The 14,393-nt window shown below is 61.1% G+C and carries 16 protein-coding genes; 5 read left to right on the top strand and 11 right to left on the bottom strand.

Features of this window, described 5'->3' with window-relative positions:
- Window positions 1-27: 27 nt before the first annotated feature.
- Together L904_RS22950 and L904_RS22945 are read right to left on the bottom strand one after the other, a co-directional pair.
- A complete protein-coding gene (locus tag L904_RS22950) occupies window positions 28-1,185 on the bottom strand; it encodes an ATP-binding protein (protein ID WP_020809421.1) in 1,158 nt (385 codons plus the stop codon).
- Window positions 1,182-1,880 (bottom strand): response regulator, encoded by a 699-nt coding sequence (locus L904_RS22945; protein ID WP_003522071.1) that lies wholly within the window; start codon window positions 1,878-1,880, stop codon window positions 1,182-1,184. Before L904_RS22945 ends, L904_RS22950 begins: the two co-directional genes overlap by 4 nt.
- Before the next feature lie 445 nt (window positions 1,881-2,325).
- Between L904_RS22945 and L904_RS22940 the strand changes: the two genes are divergently transcribed.
- The gene (locus tag L904_RS22940; RefSeq protein WP_245267280.1) at window positions 2,326-2,889 is read left to right on the top strand and encodes a phosphatase PAP2 family protein; all 564 of its coding nucleotides are present in this window, start codon (window positions 2,326-2,328) and stop codon (window positions 2,887-2,889) included.
- Window positions 2,890-2,977: 88 nt separating this feature from the next.
- On the opposite strand, the gene L904_RS22935 is transcribed toward L904_RS22940, so the two are convergent.
- The 9 genes from L904_RS22935 to L904_RS22895 all read right to left on the bottom strand — a co-directional run bounded on the left by L904_RS22935 (window position 2,978) and on the right by L904_RS22895 (window position 10,004).
- Window positions 2,978-3,262: a copper-binding protein gene (locus L904_RS22935; protein ID WP_003522073.1), complete on the bottom strand. Its 285-nt coding sequence runs from the start codon at window positions 3,260-3,262 to the stop codon at window positions 2,978-2,980.
- A gap of 23 nt (window positions 3,263-3,285) precedes the next feature.
- Entirely contained in the window at window positions 3,286-3,762 is a 477-nt protein-coding gene (locus L904_RS22930; RefSeq protein ID WP_020809423.1) for a plastocyanin/azurin family copper-binding protein, read from the bottom strand.
- A 53-nt stretch (window positions 3,763-3,815) separates the two neighbouring features.
- Window positions 3,816-5,165: a multicopper oxidase family protein gene (locus L904_RS22925; RefSeq protein WP_035264521.1), complete on the bottom strand. Its 1,350-nt coding sequence runs from the start codon at window positions 5,163-5,165 to the stop codon at window positions 3,816-3,818.
- 14 nt (window positions 5,166-5,179) lie between these two features.
- The gene (locus tag L904_RS22920) at window positions 5,180-6,658 is read right to left on the bottom strand and encodes a TolC family protein (protein WP_035264524.1); all 1,479 of its coding nucleotides are present in this window, start codon (window positions 6,656-6,658) and stop codon (window positions 5,180-5,182) included.
- On the bottom strand, window positions 6,655-6,885 hold the full coding sequence (locus tag L904_RS22915) for a hypothetical protein (protein ID WP_003522077.1): 231 nt from the start codon (window positions 6,883-6,885) through the stop codon (window positions 6,655-6,657). Before L904_RS22915 ends, L904_RS22920 begins: the two co-directional genes overlap by 4 nt.
- A gap of 87 nt (window positions 6,886-6,972) precedes the next feature.
- Entirely contained in the window at window positions 6,973-7,383 is a 411-nt protein-coding gene (locus tag L904_RS22910) for a hypothetical protein (protein WP_035264526.1), read from the bottom strand.
- Window positions 7,384-7,516: 133 nt separating this feature from the next.
- Window positions 7,517-8,473, bottom strand: a complete 957-nt coding sequence (locus tag L904_RS22905; protein ID WP_035264527.1) for a hypothetical protein — start codon at window positions 8,471-8,473, stop codon at window positions 7,517-7,519.
- A gap of 85 nt (window positions 8,474-8,558) precedes the next feature.
- Window positions 8,559-9,458 (bottom strand): AraC family transcriptional regulator, encoded by a 900-nt coding sequence (locus tag L904_RS22900; protein WP_035264528.1) that lies wholly within the window; start codon window positions 9,456-9,458, stop codon window positions 8,559-8,561.
- Window positions 9,459-9,557: 99 nt separating this feature from the next.
- Complete coding sequence (locus L904_RS22895; protein WP_035264531.1) at window positions 9,558-10,004, bottom strand: acetyltransferase; 447 nt, start codon at window positions 10,002-10,004, stop codon at window positions 9,558-9,560.
- Window positions 10,005-10,238: 234 nt separating this feature from the next.
- Between L904_RS22895 and bioB the strand changes: the two genes are divergently transcribed.
- Genes bioB through L904_RS22875 form a run of 4 tightly spaced genes read left to right on the top strand, consistent with a single transcriptional unit; the run spans window position 10,239 to window position 14,342 of the window.
- The gene (bioB, locus tag L904_RS22890) at window positions 10,239-11,273 is read left to right on the top strand and encodes a biotin synthase BioB (protein WP_035264533.1); all 1,035 of its coding nucleotides are present in this window, start codon (window positions 10,239-10,241) and stop codon (window positions 11,271-11,273) included.
- Window positions 11,270-12,415, top strand: a complete 1,146-nt coding sequence (locus L904_RS22885) for an 8-amino-7-oxononanoate synthase (protein ID WP_035264560.1) — start codon at window positions 11,270-11,272, stop codon at window positions 12,413-12,415. The genes bioB and L904_RS22885 overlap by 4 nt, the downstream gene beginning before the upstream one ends.
- The gene (gene bioD / locus L904_RS22880) at window positions 12,412-13,050 is read left to right on the top strand and encodes a dethiobiotin synthase (protein WP_035264536.1); all 639 of its coding nucleotides are present in this window, start codon (window positions 12,412-12,414) and stop codon (window positions 13,048-13,050) included. The genes L904_RS22885 and bioD overlap by 4 nt, the downstream gene beginning before the upstream one ends.
- On the top strand, window positions 13,047-14,342 hold the full coding sequence (locus tag L904_RS22875) for an adenosylmethionine--8-amino-7-oxononanoate transaminase (RefSeq protein ID WP_035264539.1): 1,296 nt from the start codon (window positions 13,047-13,049) through the stop codon (window positions 14,340-14,342). Before bioD ends, L904_RS22875 begins: the two co-directional genes overlap by 4 nt.
- Window positions 14,343-14,393 lie beyond the last annotated feature (51 nt).

Genomic DNA, 14,393 nt, shown 5'->3' with positions numbered 1-14,393 from the left:
CCGCAGCGGATTGCCCGCGGAAATTTTTCAGGGCGTTTGCGCGAAGAGAACCGTCACGATGGTTCCGCCGTCCGGTCGCGTCTTTATCTGCAGATCGCTGTCATGCGCCCGTGCGATCGCGCGGGCAATCGACAGGCCGAGCCCGGTGCCGCCGGTCTTGCGCGCGCGTGACGGCTCCGTTCGCCAGAAGAGTTCGATGCCGTGCGCCTCGACGCCAGGGGGAAAGCCCGGCCCCTTATCCTCGATCGTGACGAAGGGACGCCCATCCTGAAGCCCGGTCGAACAGCGCAGAAACTTGCCGCTCGCCGCATAGCGGCGCACATTGTCCATCAGGATCAGCAATAGCTGCCGAAGGCGTTGACGGTCGCCGCAAATGGGTGCGGGCTCCAGCGACATATCGATATCAATGCCGGCCTCATCCATCAGCGGCCGCGCCGCTTCAGCCACGGCCGCGCATTCGGCGGCAAGATCAAGCGGCTGCGTGTCTTTGACGAGGCTGTTGGTTTCCGCCAGGGAAAGTGTGCGCAAATCATCGACAAGACGCGCCAGCCCTTCCACATGGACGATGAGGTGGCGAATGGCTTGCTTGTCGAGGGGAAAGACGTCATCCGCGATGCCGTGCAAACGGCCCTGCAGGATCGTCAGCGGGGTGCGCAATTCGTGGGCCACCGCCATCGTGTTGAACTTCAGCCGGCGCTCCATCATCTGGAGCTCCCGCGTCAGGCTCTCGAAACTGTCGACCAGAAATGCGACTTCGGCGATGGGGTTCGCCTTGATCTTTGCGCCTCCGCTGAAATCGCCGGTCGCCATGCGCCGCGCAGCGTCTGCAAGTTCGCCGAGAGGTGCTGCAATGCGCCGCGAGATGAAGTAACCGAGCAGGCTGCACAGAAGGACACCGAGCAATCCGAAGACGAACACCGATTTGATAAGCTCGTTATCCGCCTCGTCCTCCAGACCCGGCAAAACCTCGATAAGGGCCTCAAGCTGGCGCTGGTCCGGCATCACGCCCCGGTCGATATCCGAGAAGGCCTTGGAGGCATCGGGCGAAAGCTGGGCGATGATGCGCTCTTCAATATTGTCCGCATACCAGGAAACGCCGAAATAGACCAACGCGACGGCAAAGATGAGCATCGTGGTGATCGTGATCGCCGTCATCGTGCGCAGGCGCAGTCGCCAGAGTTTCATGGTTTCTGCTCCCCGGCCAGCCGATAACCGACGCTGCGCACCGAGACCAGATAACCGCAGGCGCCATGATCCGCCAGTTTCTTGCGCAGATTGGCGATGTGCGTGTCGATGGTGCGCGCCAGCGCATCGCTTTCCGGCAGGCAGGCATCCAGAATATCGGCGCGCTGAAAGGCGTGGGTGGGGCGGCGCGTCATATGGGCGAGTATCCTGAACTCGCTCAGCGTCAGGGGCAGAACGGTCCGTCCCCCATCGCCGCAAACGGCCGCGACATAGGCTTCGGTGTCCACTTCGATGGCCCCGAAGCGCAAGACCCCGCCGGCGGCCGGCTGTCGCGTGCGTTTCAGCACGGCATTCACCCGCGCGATCAATTCGTGGGGATTGAAAGGTTTGACGATGTAATCGTCAGCGCCGAGGCGAAGGCCGGTCAGCTTGTCCATATCCTCCGCAAGGGAGGTGACCATGATGACAGGCGTATCCCGTTCCCGCCGGATGCGGTTCAACACCTCGATGCCATCGAACTTCGGCAGGCGAATGTCGAGCAGAACCAGATCCGGTCTCAACATGGAGAAATGCGTCAGCGCTATTTCTCCGTCGCTCGCCCTGACGGTTCTGTATCCTTCGCGAATGAGATAGGCGTCCAGAATCTGAATAATATCGGGGTCGTCTTCGACGATCAGAATAAGCCCTTTGTCCATACTCGATCCGCAAATCTGCTTCTGTAAGCCGTGGTAACGCGGGGACGCTAAGCGGATGCGAAACATCGGGCAAGAGCCTCCATCCCCGAATAAACACTATCGGTGCCGCTTTCCTTGCAGTCTTGTCTCTTTCTCCGCAAAGCCTTGACATTTCTGCGGAAGAGAACTGGCCATGCACCAGCCTCTCGCCAGTAAAACCGACCGGAAAAAGCGGAATTGGACCCAGAGGTCGAAATTTCGCGCAGGCGCCATCCATGTCGCCCGTCAGGCTTTTTTACGTGCCTCCGGCAGTTCCTCCCTGCTGGCTCTTCTGGTCGCTCTTGCGATGATGATCGTCTTCACGATCAGGTCGGATATCGATCTTGAGGTGAGCCGGCAATTCTGGACGGACCGTTTCCACCTTGGCGAGGACGAGTTCCTCGTTTCCGTCCGAGATCTGAACCGCATGCTTCCGCCGGTTTTATTGTCCGGGTTGGTGTGCATGCTTGTCCTCATGCCATTTTCGGGCGGCCTGCTCCGGGTTTTTCCACCGCACAAGCTGCTGTTTATCGGCGTCTTTTTTGCTCTGGGACCGGGCGCCTCGGTTCATATATTGAAAAACGCGTTTGGCAGGGCAAGACCGCGCCATCTTGGCGAGTTCGGGGGAGACCTGTTGTTTACACCGGTTCTTTCCCTTGACGGTGGCTGCGCCCGAAATTGCTCTTTTCCTTCCGGTGAAAGCGCTTCCGCAGCCGCCCTTCTGGCCTTCACCATTCTCCTGCCAGAGAAATTTCGCCTGATCGGCATCGCGATATTGGCGCCATTTATCGTGATTGTCTCCCTGAACAGGGTGGCAATGGGCGCTCACTTTCTCTCCGATGTCCTGATTGCATGGCCCTTGATGCTCGCGGTGTTCCTTCTGCTCCAGCGACCGTTCATGAACAACCGGCAGGCGATAGACGCCGCCTTCTCGCGCAAGGTCGACGGGATACCGCCCGCTGCGGAAACAAGGCCATTTGCGGAACAATAAGGCGGAGGGGAATCCCCTCCGCCCAATATCAAAAAGGGCAGCGGAAAACCGCTGCCCCTACTGCTTCTTGCCGAGCGGCCAGATGGCCTTATTTCACCTGGGCGACGACCAGTTTGCCGTCGGCGCGTTCGGCGACGAACTCGATATTGGCGCCTTCCTTGAGCTTGGCGAGGATCGCATCGTCCTTGACGCGGAACACCATCGTCATGGCCGGCATGTCGAGGTTTTTCAGTTCTTCATGGATGATGGTGACTTTCTTGGCTGCGGCATCGACCTTCTTTACCGTTCCCTTGGTGAATTCCTCTGCGAATGCGCTGAGGGGAGCGGTGAGCAGGAGTGCTGCTGCAACGGTGATTTTAACGATGGTCTTCATGGTCAGATTCCTTTGTTGCCGGGTTACTTTGCAGAAACTTTGAGATCGCCGCGCATGCCGGCCTCGTAATGTCCGGGTTTCAGGCAGGCGAATTCGAACATGCCGTCATTGGTGAATTTCCAGATGATTTCGCCGCTTTCGCCGGGCGCGAGGCTGATCGCGTTCGGATTGTCATGCTCCATCTCCGGAGCCTTCTCCATGGCGGCCTTGTGCTCCAGATTGGCCTTCTGTTCGTCGAGAATGAATTCATGGTCCAGTTCACCGACATTCTTCACGACAAAGCGAACCGTCTTGCCTTTCTTGAAGTCGAACTTGGCGGGCGTGAACAGCATCTTGCCGTCAGGCGTTTCCTTCATCGTCACCTGAATGGTCTGGGTCACCTTGGCCTTGTCGCCCGGTTCGCCGATCGCCATCGCCTCATGGCCGCCGCCGTGGGTGCCCGATGCAAGGGCGGGCGTGGCGAGAGCGGCAATTAGCAGTGCAAGTTTCAGTTTGGTCATTCCATATTTCCTTGATTTTGGTGGGGGTTCTTGTGGGGGTTGGGTCTGCGCGATCAGCCGTGTTTCATCGGTTTCGGCGTGATCTGTGTTTTGGGGTCATTGGTCTTGGTCGTATCCGGCAACTCGCCGGTCCATTCCCAGGCCTGGGTTCCGGGCGGGTTTTCGTACCAGCCGGGATCTGAGTAATCGCCCGCGGAGATGCCTTCTCGGACCTTCACCACGGAGAACATGCCGCCCATCTCGATGGGGCCGTGCGGACCCCAACCCGTCATCATGGGTACGGTATTCTCAGGGATTTCCATTTCCATCGCGCCCATATCGGCCATGCCGGCGGTGCCCATCGGCATATATTCCGGCCGCACCTTGCGGATTTTCTCCGCGACGGTCTTCTTGTCGACGCCGATGAAGGTCGGGACGTCATGTCCCATCGCATTCATCGTATGGTGCGACTTGTGGCAATGGATCGCCCAGTCGCCGACATATTTGGCGTCGAATTCATAGGCCCGCATCGCACCCACGGGGATATCGATGCTCACCTCTGGCCAGCGCGCCTCGGGCCGCACCCAGCCGCCGTCCGTGCAGGTCACTTCGAAATCGTAACCGTGCATGTGGATCGGATGGTTGGTCATGGTCAGGTTGCCGACGCGCACGCGCACCCGGTCGTCCTTGGAAACCACCAGCGGATCGATGCCCGGAAACACCCGGCTGTTCCATGACCACAGATTGAAGTCGGTCATGGTCATGATCTTCGGCACATAGGAGCCGGGATCGATGTCGAAGGCATTGATGAGGAACACGAAGTCGCGGTCCACCGGCATGAAGGCCGGGTCCTTCGGATGGATCACGAAGAAGCCCATCATGCCCATCGCCATCTGCACCATCTCGTCCGAATGCGGGTGGTACATGAAGGTGCCGGATTTCACGAGATCGAACTCGTAGACGAAGGTTTTGCCAACCGGGATATGCGGTTGCGACAACCCGCCGACGCCGTCCATGCCGGACGGCAGGATCATGCCGTGCCAGTGGATCGTCGTATGTTCCGGCAGCTTGTTGGTGACGAAAATACGCACCCGGTCGCCTTCGACGGCCTCGATGGTCGGGCCGGGCGACTGGCCGTTATAACCCCAGAGGCGGGCGGTCATGCCCTCCGCCATTTCGCGCTCCACCGGCTCGGCGACAAGGTGGAATTCCTTGACGCCGTTGTTCATCCGGAAGGGCAGGGTCCAGCCGTTCAAGGTGACGACGGGGTTATAATCCGGGCCGGTGGTGGGCTTGACCGGGGCCTGGGTCGCAGCTGTTTCCATCACTGCCGCTTCCGGCAGACTGGTATTGGATGTTTTCGCCCAGGCCGCCGAGGAGACCATTGCGGCGCCGACACCCAGAAAGTTTCTTCTGTTAAACATGGTCGTTTCCTTTCTCAGTGTCCGCCACCGCCGCCGCCAGCGGCGGCAACCTCGGTCTCCGCGCCCGCCGCAGCACCCGTGCCGCCGCCGTAAATGGCGGGAGCGAGGCTGGCCTCGGCGAGCCAGAAGTCACGTTTCGCGTTGATGGCGAGCAGGCTTGAATTGACCTTTTCCCGGCTGTCGGCCAGAAGCTCGAAGGTGTTGGTGATCATGCCGTTATAGGTCAGCAACGACTGCTCCTCGATTTTGGTGCGCAGCGGCACCACGCTGTTGCGGTAATGCCGGGCGATGTCATAGTTCGAGCGATAGGCTTGGTAGGCGGAGCGGGCTTCCGAGCGGACATTGACCGCCTTTTCCGCCAGCAGGTTCGCCGCGCGCATATAGGCGAGTTCGGATTCCCGCATGCGCGCCTGACCGGAATCGAAGATCGGAATGACGAATTCCAGCTCGGCATTGCCGGTGGTCTGCTTGTGGATTTCGCCGTCTTCCAGCTCGCGCTCGGTCTCGAAGCCGGAACGGATTTCGAGATCGGTCACGTATCGGGTGGCTTCGGTGAGCTTGAACGACCGGGCGGTCGCCTCCAGATCGAGCTTTGCCATCTGCAGATCCACGCGGCGCTGCAGCGCTTCGGCCTCGATCATGTCCCGTTTGGTAAGCGCCTTCGGAAGCGGGGGCAGACGGTTGGGAATGGTATATTCGATATCCGCTCCCCACAGCCCCATCAGCCGGGTCAGTTCCTCCTTGGCAAGACGGGCCTCAAGCCGCGCCCTGGCGATCTGGCCGGTCAACTCGGCGTAAAAGACCTGCTCGCGGGCCTGGCCCTCCTTGTTGAGCGAACCCGCCTCGCCAAGTTTCACGGCAAGTTCGGAGGCGGCATCCGCCGCGGTCTGCGCCTGCGCCAGCTGGCCGACATTTTCCCATGCCGCCACCGCGGTAATCCAGGCGCGGCGGGTATCGGCCGCCAGTTGCAGCGTCTTCAGCGCGGCGCCAAGCTGCGCCTTGCGGAAGCCGGTATCGGCGATCTCGACATTTTTCTTGAGGGTAGCCAACGCCAGAATATTGGTGACGACGACACCCTCGATCGCCTGATAGGCCCTGAGCCCCGGCGTGCCGATCCCCGTCAGCCCGATGCCGACCCGCGGATTGACCAGCATGGTCGATTGCCATGCAGTGGCGGCGGATTCGCCGAGATCGGCATAGGCTGCCTGAAGGCCCTTGTTGTTCAGGAGCGCAACCTGCACCGCCGTCTCGACATCGAGACTTTTGCCGGCGGCCATCAGCGATTTGACGCGGGCCTGCGTCGCCTGCGCCTCGGCCCGGTTCTGCACCCAGACCGCCTGCTTGCCTGTCGCCTCGGATGTCCTGGCCGAAACATTGGTGAAACCGGCGTCACGCGACGCATATTGGGCGGCCGTGACACAGCCGCCGAGAAGAAACGGCAGGCAAAGGGCGGTCGCGATTTTCGCTCCGAGTTTGAAGGTAAGTATCGTCATGATGCGTCTCCTTTCGGAGCCTGCGCATCGTTCTGGTTACGCCAGGGCTTCGGGTCCACCGGCGCGCGGTGCGTGTAACCCGCGACCGGGGTCTGATAGCGGATGGGGGCCGCGCCGAGCGACGGGTTTGCCGCGTCGTCATAGGAGGCGGCGTCGTTCATCATGGATGTGGCTGTGCAGCCGCCCAGAAGCAGGGGCGCCGCAACCACAATGTAAATTGGGTTCATGGGTATTTTCCGAACAGGAGATGCAACGGCGCGACGGCGCTAAAGCCGCTCACGCACGGTCATTGCCCAAAGGCGGGCTTTGCCTGTTCAGATATTCGGGGGGCGGTGAAGGAGCGGGGTCTCGCCCAGCGCCTTGCTGTCGTCGAGGAAGGAACGGATGCTGTTGACGACGGGTCTGCCAATGGTGTCGTGGCCGATCAGAACCGCCATGCCGAGACAGAAATCGCCGCAGCATTGCGGCTTGACGGGCTTTTTGACGCCGCCGTCCTGTTCGGCCATATCGTTGTGATCGTGACTGTCGGACATCATGGCCGAGCCGCCATGGTCCATCGTCGCGCCGTGATCCATCATGGCGGACTGATCGTGCTGCATTCCGCCGGCTTCGGCAGGATGCATTGCGGCATTGACGGTGGAAACACTATAGCCAGCCAGTGACAGTATCATCACCAGTCTAAACAACAGGGCCAGCAATTTCGATGTTCGCAACATCTCACGCATGTTGCGTAGAAAAGCTGTAGTCCTGTGATTTGTCAATGGATATCCCTCATAACCATCGACGAAAGCCGTTATGTCGCATTCACGCGTAGCGAGGCCGGCACGCGCAACGGACGGGCTGCAGCCTGCCCGCACCTCACACGAAGTCGATGAAGGCTTCATCGAGAATAAGGAGTTTGCGGGCCTGCATGCGGGCATATTCCTCGTAAAAACCCTGCGAAATCCAGAGTGCGGAACGGCCGCGTCGTCCGCTCCAGCCGATGCCGCCGATCAGTTCGGCCGCCGCAAGCTTGCGGCCGATGTGGATACGCGACAGGGAGAGGGATGTCGCCAGTTGCGTCACGGTTTCCACATCGGTCAGGCGCCTGCCCTGTTCGGCCGGCCTTTCCCAGTCGATGCCGGCGATAAGGCGGTCCATCAACAGTCCGCCGGCATCGAACCAGTTGAAGATGATGGAAAGCGGGCCGGGACAGCGCACCTCCGGATGCGACAGAAACGCCTGCGATACGCGGGGGTGGATATGGGGAAGCATGGCCTCTGACCGCTTGATGAAACGTGATGCCCTGAAGCCCTCATCCAGCAGATCCAGCGCCTGAAAATGCACGTCGTACCATTGGGCGAGCATCGCCAGCGCCGGGGCTGACGGCACGATCCCTTTGCCGGGCCCATTGCCAGGCCCATTGTCCGGCCCGTCGCTGGACCGGTCTGCCGGGCGTGTCATTCCGCGTTTCAGCGCCTCTCTGAAGAAGGCATGAGCGACACTATGGCTGGCGAGGCCATGCCGAAGCGCCAGATGGCCGAAATCTTCCCGCGTCAGCACGGCTTCTCCCTCTCCTGTTTCACAGGCGCCGCATTTCTGAAAATAGAGCGCCAGAAGCGCGTGACACAGAAGCCGGCTCTGGCGCGTCGCAAAAAGCGCGGTCATCTCGGGCGAGCCTTCGTAGAGGGCGATGAAACTTCCCGCCAGCAGACGCAGCGCCGCCGCGAAGGGTTCTTTTTGCAGCATCGCCTCTATTTCGCCGGGCGCTGGCCTGCGGCAATCGGCTGTCGCGGTCGGCAACCGGGAAATCGCAAAGTCGAAAAAATTGGTCATGGGCCGCGCTCCGGGATGGGATGATCCAATCGGCCTTACAGGAGCTGAAATGGCGCGTCTTCTCATTGCGCGCAGAGGTGAAATTTTAAGCCGGCGGCATATCCGCAGCGCGGGCGTCGCCGGGCGTCATGCCATAGGTGCCGGCAAAGATCCTGTAGAAAGTAGCGAGGCTGTCGAAGCCGCAGCCATAGGCGATCTGCGTGACCGGCAGGGCGGGGAATGCCAGCAGCAACCGTCTCGCCTCCTCGATCCGCATGGAGGAGAGCGTGCGGGAAAACGACAGTTCCGCACCCTCGAAAACCACATGCAATTGCCGAAGCGAAATGCCCAGTTCCCTTGCGACGGCGGCAGGGGTGAGGTTCTGCCGGGATTTTTTCCGTATCATGATGTCCTGTGCCGCATAACAGAGCCCGGTCCTCAGCGCGGCGCGCACCTCCGGCATGGCGGACGAAAGCCGCCCGCGCGCCGTCATGGCAAGCCGGGCGATATGGGTGACATCGCGGGCGGGATCGATGAGTCTGCCGGGGTCGGCGTTCAGCGCGTTGAAAAGGGCCCGGAAGGGCAGGGAGAAACTGTTGTTTTCCGCATAACGCGTCGCAAACAGGTCATCGGTGGCCTGACCGAGCATGACCTCGTAATCCACGGGAATCTTCAGCATCCTGTAGTGAAAATCCGCCTCGTTTCCCGGTATCGCATCATAGGGCAAGTCGGAATAGTTGATGGTGATATCGCCGCCGCCGACCGCGTGAACCTGATTTTTGCCGGCATGCAGAAAGCCGGAGCCCCTGACCTGCAGGCCGATGCAGAGGCTGTCGCCGGCAATGCGGGCAATATCTGCTTCGGTGCGGTTCACCCGGTAAGAGGAAGCGCGCATCTCGGTCACCACGGCGCCGGCGACGGCGCGCGCCTGAAACGAACCCCGGAAGCTGTGGCGAAGGTCCCGCGCAAGCTCGATCGTCACACCAAACAGGCTTTTGCCACGCACTTCGCGCCATTGGTCGAAGCGGTGTTTGGGCAGAAAATCGTCGGTTGCGAAGCGGACTATGGTGTTCGTGGCTTGATCCTCCCCGACGATCCCGGCGGCCTATTTTTCCGTTGCGCGAAATCGAAGATGGACGAGCGGATAGGGTCGCCCCTGTCCGTCGAGGTCGGAGCGTCCCGTCGGTTCGAATCCCAGCCGGCGATAAAAACCCATGGCCCCGGCGTTCTGTTCGTTGACGTCCGTGGTCAATGCGGGGTGGAGCGCAAGCGCCCGCCGGACCAGAACCTTGCCGATGCCCTGGCCATGATGGTCCGGATCGATGAAAAGCGCCTCCATATGCCCTTCATGCAGAAACATGAAACCGAGGGGGCGGTCAGAAACATCGACCGCCAGCGTGAGCGACGCCTGCGGCAGAAAAGCTTCGACTTCCTCCCCGATCGCGACGCGATCCGCCGGCAGAAGGAACCCGTGGGTGGCGTCGACTGCTCTGCTCCATATGTCGAGGATGCGGGAAGCGTCGCGGCTCTCGGAGGGACGAAGTGTGATCATGCCTCACCCTTAGCAAGTGCGGACTTTTCACGCCATGGGCCGGCCCGATCTTTTCCGTGAGCACGTGCGTATTCAATGAATTTCAGCGTTTAAAGCCGGCGATTCCGATCCCCGCATATGCCGCCATCTCCCCTGTCAGAAAATTTTTCTCGAAAAAAACGCTTGCAAAAAGCAGTTCGAAAAAAATAGATAAAAAGAACTTCTATCTATTTATTTTGAGGGAAAGATCGACAGATGGACCAGATCGTCACGCAAATAGACAGAAATCCAGCTCCGATTGCGGGTTTCGGCAACGGCTTGTCGCTCGAAGAAGCCAAAATTATCTATAATTTATCTTTTAACGATCTCCTGTTCCGCGCCCAGCAGGTGCATCGCTGTCATTTCGATCCCAATGCCATCCAGATGAGCCGGCTTTTATCCATCAAGACCGGCGGCTGCCCGGAGGATTGCGGCTATTGCAGCCAGTCCGCCCGCAACCCCACCGGCCTCAAGGCCTCCAAACTCATGGAAGTGGAGCGGGTGCTGGCTGAAGCGCGCAAGGCGAAGGAGGGCGGCGCGACGCGTTATTGCATGGGTGCTGCATGGCGCAATCCCAAGGAGCGCGACATGGAGGCCGTGGTGGCCATGGTCGAGGGCGTGAAGGCGCTCGGCATGGAAACCTGCATGACGCTCGGCATGTTGACGCCGGAGCAATCCGAACGGCTGGCCGATGCCGGCCTCGACTACTACAACCACAACGTCGACACTTCCGAGCGGTTCTATTCGCAGATCATCACCACCCGCACCTTCGAGGACCGGCTGGAAACGCTTGCCAATGTCCGCGATGCCGGCATCAAGGTCTGCGCCGGCGGCATTCTCGGCATGGGGGAAACGGTGGAAGACCGGATCTCGATGCTGGTGACGCTCGCCAATCTGCCGGTACCGCCGGAAAGCGTGCCGATCAACATGCTGATCCCGATCCCCGGCTCGAAGCTGGCCAAGGCCGATCCCGTCGATCCGATCGATTTCATCCGCACCATCGCACTGGCGCGCATCCTCATGCCGCGTTCGCATGTGCGGCTTTCGGCCGGACGCACGGAGATGAGCGATGAGACACAGGCGCTCTGTTTCCTGGCCGGCGCCAACTCCATCTTCATCGGCGAGACGCTGCTGACGGCGGATAATCCGGGTGAGGACCACGACACGGCGCTTTTCCGCCGTCTGGGGCTGAAGCCGATGGAACTGCAGTCCACGGAATTGCAGTCTGGGGAGGCGGGAGGGTGCCGGTGAACCTCGCGGCGTTCTCCCCCTATGAGGCGAAGCTTGCCGGCCTGCAACGTAAATCGCGGCTGCGCGCGCTCGCTCCTCAACAGGGGATCGATTTCACCTCCAATGACTATCTTGGCCTTGCCGATTCGCCCCGGCTGAAGGCGGCAATTGCCGACGCCATCGGAAGGGGCGTGCCGGTGGGGGCCGGCGGCTCGCGGCTGCTGCGTGGCAACCACCGCGAACATGAGGCGCTGGAAGCGGAAGCGGCGGCGCTTTTCGGGGCGGAAAAAGCGATCTATTTCGGCAGCGGTTTTGCCGCCAATGTCGCGCTGTTCTCCACATTGCCGCTGCGGGAAGACCTTGTCCTTTACGACGCCCTGATCCATGCCAGCGTCCATGACGGCATTGCAGCCGGCAAGGCGAAGGCGATCGCCGTGCCGCATAATCAGGTCGAGGCATTCGAACGGGAAATAATCCGCTGGCGGCAGGAGGGTGGCCGGGGCCGTCCGTGGATCGCCGTCGAAAGCCTTTATTCCATGGATGGCGACCGTGCGCCGCTTTCGGCCCTGGCTGATCTTGCCGGGAAACACGGAGGTTTCCTTGTCGTCGATGAGGCCCATGCCACCGGTGTTTTCGGGCCCGGCGGGCGTGGCCTTGCCGCGGAGCTGGAAGGCCGGGGCAATGTGGTGGCATTGCACACCTGCGGCAAGGCGCTCGGTCTTTCAGGCGCGCTTTTGTGCCTGCCGGCGGTGCTTGCCGATTACCTCGTCAACCGCGCCCGCGGTTTCATCTATTCGACCGCGCCTTCGCCGCTGATGGCGGCCGCTGTGCGGGAAGCCCTGCGCATCGTTGCCGATGAACCATGGCGACGCCTGCGGCTGGCGGAACTGGTAAACTTTGCCGGCGAGGAGCTTCGCTCCCGGCTCGGCGTTGCGCCCAGCGGTTCGCAGATCCTGCCGGTGATGATCGGCGACAATGCCCGTTCGCTTCGTATCGCCGCGCATCTGCGGGAGGGCGGTTTCGATGTGCGCGCGATCCGCCCGCCGACGGTGCCGGAGGGCACGGCGCGGCTGCGCATCGCCATCACGCTCAATGTGGATGAGAGCCAGATCGCCGATATGATCGGGCTGCTTGCCCTTTCGCTGGCGGAGGAGCGGAGATGAGCCCTCGTTTCGTCATCTCCGGCACCGATACGGGCATCGGCAAGACGGTTTTTTCCGCAGCGCTGACCCATGCCCTGCAGGCTTGTTACTGGAAACCCGTGCAATCCGGGCTGGAGGAAGAAACAGACAGCGAGACGGTGGAACGGCTGGGTGGCGTGCCGCGCGGGCGCATTCTGCCGGAGGCCTATCGCCTGAAAATGCCGGCTTCGCCGCATCTGTCGGCCCGCCTCGAGAATGTAACGATCGATCCCACGCTGCTGCTGCCGCCGCAAACGGATGGACCGCTGGTGATCGAGGGGGCGGGCGGACTTCTGGTGCCGCTGACGGACACGGTGCTCTTCGCCGATATCTTCGCCATCTGGCAAATTCCGCTTGTGCTGTGCGCAAGGACATCGCTTGGCACCATCAACCACACGCTGCTCTCGCTTGAGGCGTTGCGGCACCGCGCCGTTCCCGTGCAGGGCGTGGTCTTCATCGGCGACGAGAACCGGGAAAATGAGCGCGTCATCGCCAATATCGGCGCCGTTCGCCCGCTCGGCCGCCTGCCGCGCCTGCCGGAGATGACATCAGAGGCGCTGCATCGGGCATTTGCCCGACACTTCAATCTCGCTGATTTTCTGGAGGCGCCGGCATGAGCCGTTCCCCTGTCTGGCATCCCTTCACCCAGCATGGGCTGGAACTGCCGATGAAACGCGTCGTTTCTGCGGAAGGCGCATTTCTCGTCGATGAGGACGGCAATCGCCTGTTTGACGCCATTTCCTCCTGGTGGGTCATCACCCACGGGCACCGGCATCCGGCGATCATGGCGGCCATCCGCGCCGCGACAGAGGCCTTCGATCAGATCATTTTCGCCGAGTTCTCCCATGAACCCGCCGAAACGCTGGCGCGCGGGCTGATCGAGCTTGCGCCCGCCGGGCTAAGCCATGTGTTTTATTCCGATAGCGGCTCGACGGCGGTTGAGGTGGCGCTGAAAATGGCGCTGGGATATTTCCACAATCGCGGAGAAAAGCGCGACCGTATCGTGGTGATGGAGCATGGCTATCACGGCGACACTATCGGCACCATGTCGACCGGTGAGCGCGGTGTCTTCAATGCCGCTTACGAACCGCTGCTCTTCGGCGTCGACCGGCTGGCTTTTCCGGAAGCGGGCAGCGAACAGCACACGCTGGACATGTTCGAAAATTTCTGCCGTTCAGGCCGTATCGCCGCCCTGCTGGTCGAGCCGCTGGTGCTCGGGGCGGGCGGCATGAGAACTTACCGCGCGGATGTTCTAGCCGGGATGAAACAGATCGCCGAACGCCATGGCTGCCTCGTCATTGCAGACGAGGTGATGACGGGCTGGGGCAGAACCGGAACCATATTCGCCTGCGAACAGGCCGGCATTTCACCGGATATTCTCTGCACCTCCAAGGGCCTGACCGGCGGCTCCCTGCCGCTGGCGGCAACGCTGTGCAGCGCGGAAATCTTTGATGCCCATTTTTCGACGGATCGCCGCAAGACCTTTTTCCATTCCAGTTCCTACACGGCCAATCCGATTGCCTGTGCTGCCGCTGTCGCCAATCTTCAGGTCTGGCGGGATGAGCCCGTGCTTCAACGCATCGGGCAATTGCAACAGGTGCTGTGCGACAATCTCCGGCGATTTGCGGAGGACCGGCGTTTCACCGGCATCCGGCAAATGGGAACCATCGCGGCGCTCGATCTCGTGGTGCCCGCCGGCGGTTATCTCGCCGAGGCGGGGCCGCGCATGCGGCAATTGTTCCGCGAGCGCGGGTTCGTCATCCGCCCGCTCGGCAATGTGCTTTACCTGATGCCGCCCTATTGTTCGACGGCGGAAGATCTGGCCAGCGCGTTTGACACCATCGATGAAGTGGCCGGGATCGTCACCGAAACCGCTTCGCTAAAATCGCGCGCGCTCGGCATCGCGTGAAAACGGGGTGCGGTCATGTTCAGCCTGTTCCAGAACCGTCTCCGAAAGTCC

It is taken from the genome of Agrobacterium sp. LY4, assembly GCF_001526585.1.
In the GTDB taxonomy this organism is placed as follows: Bacteria; Pseudomonadota; Alphaproteobacteria; order Rhizobiales; family Rhizobiaceae; genus Agrobacterium; species Agrobacterium leguminum.
The sequence above is the reverse complement of the archived record's forward strand: the minus strand, read 5'-3'. Positions and strand labels throughout refer to the sequence as shown.

Coding starts and splice junctions, on each gene's coding strand:
- L904_RS22950 (WP_020809421.1), bottom strand. CDS start 1,185: ATGAAACTCTGGCGACTGCGCCTGCGCACGATGACGGCGATCACGATC.
- L904_RS22945 (WP_003522071.1), bottom strand. CDS start 1,880: ATGGACAAAGGGCTTATTCTGATCGTCGAAGACGACCCCGATATTATT.
- L904_RS22940 (WP_245267280.1), top strand. CDS start 2,326: ATGCTTCCGCCGGTTTTATTGTCCGGGTTGGTGTGCATGCTTGTCCTC.
- L904_RS22935 (WP_003522073.1), bottom strand. CDS start 3,262: ATGAAGACCATCGTTAAAATCACCGTTGCAGCAGCACTCCTGCTCACC.
- L904_RS22930 (WP_020809423.1), bottom strand. CDS start 3,762: ATGACCAAACTGAAACTTGCACTGCTAATTGCCGCTCTCGCCACGCCC.
- L904_RS22925 (WP_035264521.1), bottom strand. CDS start 5,165: ATGTTTAACAGAAGAAACTTTCTGGGTGTCGGCGCCGCAATGGTCTCC.
- L904_RS22920 (WP_035264524.1), bottom strand. CDS start 6,658: ATGACGATACTTACCTTCAAACTCGGAGCGAAAATCGCGACCGCCCTT.
- L904_RS22915 (WP_003522077.1), bottom strand. CDS start 6,885: ATGAACCCAATTTACATTGTGGTTGCGGCGCCCCTGCTTCTGGGCGGC.
- L904_RS22910 (WP_035264526.1), bottom strand. CDS start 7,383: ATGCGTGAGATGTTGCGAACATCGAAATTGCTGGCCCTGTTGTTTAGA.
- L904_RS22905 (WP_035264527.1), bottom strand. CDS start 8,473: ATGACCAATTTTTTCGACTTTGCGATTTCCCGGTTGCCGACCGCGACA.
- L904_RS22895 (WP_035264531.1), bottom strand. CDS start 10,004: ATGATCACACTTCGTCCCTCCGAGAGCCGCGACGCTTCCCGCATCCTC.
- bioB (WP_035264533.1), top strand. CDS start 10,239: ATGGACCAGATCGTCACGCAAATAGACAGAAATCCAGCTCCGATTGCG.
- bioD (WP_035264536.1), top strand. CDS start 12,412: ATGAGCCCTCGTTTCGTCATCTCCGGCACCGATACGGGCATCGGCAAG.
- L904_RS22875 (WP_035264539.1), top strand. CDS start 13,047: ATGAGCCGTTCCCCTGTCTGGCATCCCTTCACCCAGCATGGGCTGGAA.